The sequence below is a fragment of the Algibacter sp. genome (assembly GCF_049667265.1).
Classification (GTDB): domain Bacteria; phylum Bacteroidota; class Bacteroidia; order Flavobacteriales; family Flavobacteriaceae; genus Algibacter_B.
This window is the reverse complement of sequence record NZ_JBATHX010000379.1, coordinates 1-4,276: the sequence shown is the minus strand read 5'-3', so window position 1 is coordinate 4,276 and position 4,276 is coordinate 1. Positions and strand designations below refer to the sequence as shown.

Below are 4,276 nucleotides of genomic sequence, written 5' to 3'. Positions count from 1 at the left end.
CTTGGGTAACGCCCAAATATCACAAAATAAAAAAGCACCTCAAATGAGGTGCTTTTAAGCTTTTATAACGCAGTAATTATAGGTTTATAATACCGTTTTCTGCACCAGCAAAATCGTTCCATGCATAAGCATCGGCAGCATCGTCATTTACGTAAACACCGTCAACTAGATATTTAAATTCGTAAGAACTTCCAGACTCTAAATCAAGAGTTCCTTTAAAAGTTCCGTTTTTTAACTTTTTAAGAGGTGCTTTTTTAGCATTCCAATCGTTAAAAGATCCAACAACAGAAACTTTTTTTGCATCTTCAGCAGATAAAGAAAAAGTTACTTTACAAACTGGTTTACTTTTTAAAAATTGTTTTTTAATAGCCATAATTATAATATTTAAATTTTTGTTTTATCGTCGTAATAATGTTGCAAATTTATAAACAAATTAAATGATGTAACTACTTAAGCCTGTATACTTTCAAAAAATTATCAATTTGGCAATTTGTATTCAACAATATAATAAAGAAAACAATAAATTAGGTTAATAATTATGTAATTAACAACCTTAAAACCGCGTTTTTAACTGATTATCAGCGCATTTTGATTCGAAATCGTTTTCGGAAAATTACTTTAATTAAGTATTTCATTATTATATTTTTAATTTCAAAAAGGATTAACTTTACAGTCATTATTTCATTACTATGTTTGGAAAAAAGAAACCTGTACCGCAAAGAGACAAAGACCAATTAGAGCTTATTGAAAATGCTCAAAAACGCATCAAGCAAAAAAAACACTTGTATGTGCATTTTGTGATTTTTTTAATTGGTGCTATATTTTTAATTATTGCTAATACTGTTTTAGGAATTGGCAAGGACTTCAAACTTTTTGGGATCGATTGGTTTGTGTTTGCTATTTTATTATGGTTGTTTTTATTTGTTTACCACCTATTTAATGTATTTGTTACTCATAAATTTATGGGTAAAGATTGGGAGAAATTGCAGTTAGAAAAATTGGTTGCTAAACAGAAAAATGGCATTGAAAAACTTAAAACGGGTTTAGAAAAAGAGGGTAGTTTAATTGCGCAAAGTGAACTGCAACCTGAAAAAAAAACCTTTACTAAAAACATAGGTTCCAAATCTGAACTCACCATTATTGTTGCTGCCGCAGAAAATGATGCGATTGGTTTAGGCAACAAATTAATTTGGCATTTAGGTGACGATTTAAAACGTTTCAAAGCACTTACTAACGGGCACCATATTATTATGGGGCGGAAAACTTTTGAGAGTTTCCCTAAGCCACTACCTAATAGAACACATGTTGTAATTACCCGCCAGCAAGATTACAATGCTCCTTATGGTGTTATTGTTGTTCATAATTTAGAAGACGCTATTGATGCTACGAGAAACGATTCGCAGCCATTTATTATTGGTGGCGGGCAAATTTATAAGCAGGCCATGGCAATTGCAAACAAAATAGAACTCACTCGGGTGCATGAAAATTTTGATGCCGACACCTATTTTCCAAAAATAGATATGTCGATTTGGAAGGAAACAGCGAATACACTTCATAAAAAAGATGAGACTCACAAACATGAGTTTTCGTTTTTGACCTATGAAAGGAAGTAATTATGCCACATGGTTAAAGACATACAACTGCGTATAACACTTAAAGAAGAAGAACAGCCCGATATTCTGGTTTTAAAATCTGCTATAAAATTAGATATTGACAGGCATGATATTTCAGGCGTTAAAGTGCTTCGGAAATCTATTGATGCCAGAAAACCCAAAATAATCCTTAATTATAAAGTTGCTGTTTATATTAAGGAACCTGTTCCTGAAAACTCAGCATATCAATTTGATTATAATGATGTTTCAAAAGGAAAACCTATTCATATCATTGGTTTTGGACCAGCTGGCATGTATGCTGCTTTGCGCTGTATCGAACTTGGTTTTAAACCCGTTGTTTTAGAGCGAGGCAAAAATGTACAAGATCGCCGCAGGGATTTAAAAGCCATTAATCAAGATCATTTTGTAAACGAAGATTCTAATTATTGCTTTGGCGAAGGCGGGGCTGGAACTTATAGTGATGGAAAACTTTATACCCGAAGTTTAAAACGTGGAGATGTGCGTCGTATTTTTGAAAACCTAGTTTACCATGGCGCAACCGACCAAATTTTGGTAGATGCACATCCGCATATTGGCACCAACAAACTACCTAAAGTGGTTCAGAATATTCGTGAAACTATACTGAAATATGGTGGCGAAATTCATTTTGAAACCCGCGTTACCGATTTCATTTTAAAAGATGATAAAATAAAAGCCATTCAATTAAAAAACGGTGATGAATTAGCTGTTGAAAAAGTAATTTTAGCAACAGGTCATTCTGCACGCGACATTTTTTACCTATTAAACAAAAAACATATAGCTCTTGAAGCGAAATCGTTTGCCATGGGCGTTCGTGTTGAGCATCCGCAGCAAATTATTGATTCTATTCAATACCATTGTTCTGGCGAACGCGACAAATTATTGCCTGCTGCATCTTATGGCTTGGTAGAACAAGTTAAAGACCGTGGAGTTTATTCCTTTTGCATGTGTCCTGGCGGTTTTATTGTGCCTGCTGCCACCGCCAATGGTGAGGTAGTTGTTAACGGCATGTCCCCTTCAAAACGAAATAATTTATATGCCAATTCAGGCATTGTAGTAGAAATTGATGTCCATAAAGATTTACCTAAATATGAGCAATTTGGTGCTTTAAAAGGGTTAGAATATCAAAAAAATTTAGAGCGTTTAGCATTTACAGCGGGTGGGAGAAGTCAAGTAGCTCCGGCACAACGACTAACCGATTTTGTAGAGGGTAGATTATCAAATAGTTTAAACCCCTGCTCATACCAACCAGGGTTAAATTCTGCGCCATTACATTCGCTATTACCTAAATTTATTGGTGGCAGACTCAGAAAAGGCTTTGAAGCTTTTGGACGAAAAATGAAAGGCTATTATACCGAAGAAGCCAATGTGGTTGGTGTTGAATCTAGAACCTCATCACCCGTTTCCATTCCAAGAAATGAGCAATTGCAGCACATTCAAATTAGCAATTTATTCCCTTGTGGCGAGGGTGGCGGTTATGCTGGCGGCATTGTTTCGGCGGCTATGGATGGCGAGCGTTGTGCCGAAGCCGCAACAGGAAATCTATAATTTAATATTTTGGGCGTTACCACATGGGTCGGGCTTTACGTTGCAAGTCCTCGCTCCCAAAAGGTCGCTGTGGGCTTTCCTCTGCAATCCCTAACGCAAACCAAAACTTTCAAAAAACATGGGCGTAGCTTCCAAAAATTTATTCCTATTTTAGCAACATAAAAACAAACCAACATGAACGCATATATATTTCCAGGTCAAGGGGCACAATTCTCAGGAATGGGTTTAGACCTTTATGAGAACTCACCTTTAGCTCAAAAGTTATTCGAAAAAGCCAACACAATATTAGGTTTCAACATTACAGATATCATGTTCGAAGGAACTGCCGAATCTCTTAAAGAAACTAAAGTAACGCAACCAGCCATATTTTTACACTCTGTAATTTTAGCCAAAACATTAGGCGATAGTTTTAAACCAGATATGGTTGCAGGGCATTCGCTTGGTGAATTTTCAGCATTAGTTGCTGCTGGTGTTTTAACTTTTGAAGACGGATTAAAATTAGTATCGCAACGTGCATTAGCAATGCAAAAAGCTTGTGAATTACAACCGAGTACCATGGCTGCCGTTTTAGGTCTTGATGATGATATTGTTGAAAAAATATGCGCTACTACTGAAGGTATTGTGGTTGCCGCAAACTATAACTGCCCTGGGCAATTAGTAATTTCTGGAGAGGTTGAAGCAATTAACAAAGCGTGCGAAACACTAAAAGAAGAAGGCGCCCGCCGTGCGTTAGTATTACCAGTTGGAGGTGCTTTTCATTCGCCATTAATGGAGCCAGCTCGTGAAGAATTAGCTGCAGCCATTAAAAACACAACCTTTAGCAAACCAAACTGCCCAATTTATCAAAATGTAACGGCTAGTGCTGTTACTGATGAAGAAGCTATAAAAGCAAATCTAATTTCTCAACTAACTGCTCCTGTTCGTTGGACCCAATCTGTACAACAAATGATAGCCGATGGCGCTACTCTTTTTACTGAAGTAGGCCCAGGAAAAGTGTTGCAAGGTTTGGTTAAAAAAATAAATAGAGATTCGGAAACAGCTTCTGCAACTTTTGAAACTAGTATTTAAATGAAGCTAAGTAAACGCTCAATCTACAT

The 4,276-nt window shown here is 36.2% G+C and carries 4 protein-coding genes; 3 read left to right on the top strand and 1 reads right to left on the bottom strand.

Translation table 11 applies throughout. The features are described from left to right. Positions 1-76: 76 nt before the first annotated feature. On the bottom strand, positions 77-373 hold the full coding sequence (locus WBN21_RS13140) for an isoamylase early set domain-containing protein (protein ID WP_424201000.1): 297 nt from the start codon (positions 371-373) through the stop codon (positions 77-79). Positions 374-689: 316 nt separating this feature from the next. Here WBN21_RS13140 and WBN21_RS13135 point away from each other — a divergent pair, with 316 nt between their 5' ends. From WBN21_RS13135 to fabD, 3 genes are all read left to right on the top strand, one after another. Further along, entirely contained in the window at positions 690-1,613 is a 924-nt protein-coding gene (locus WBN21_RS13135; protein ID WP_424200998.1) for a dihydrofolate reductase, read from the top strand. A gap of 9 nt (positions 1,614-1,622) precedes the next feature. Continuing rightward, on the top strand, positions 1,623-3,179 hold the full coding sequence (locus WBN21_RS13130; RefSeq protein ID WP_424200996.1) for an NAD(P)/FAD-dependent oxidoreductase: 1,557 nt from the start codon (positions 1,623-1,625) through the stop codon (positions 3,177-3,179). A gap of 174 nt (positions 3,180-3,353) precedes the next feature. Next, entirely contained in the window at positions 3,354-4,247 is an 894-nt protein-coding gene (gene fabD, locus WBN21_RS13125) for an ACP S-malonyltransferase (RefSeq protein WP_424200995.1), read from the top strand. The last annotated feature ends 29 nt before the right edge of the window (positions 4,248-4,276 follow it).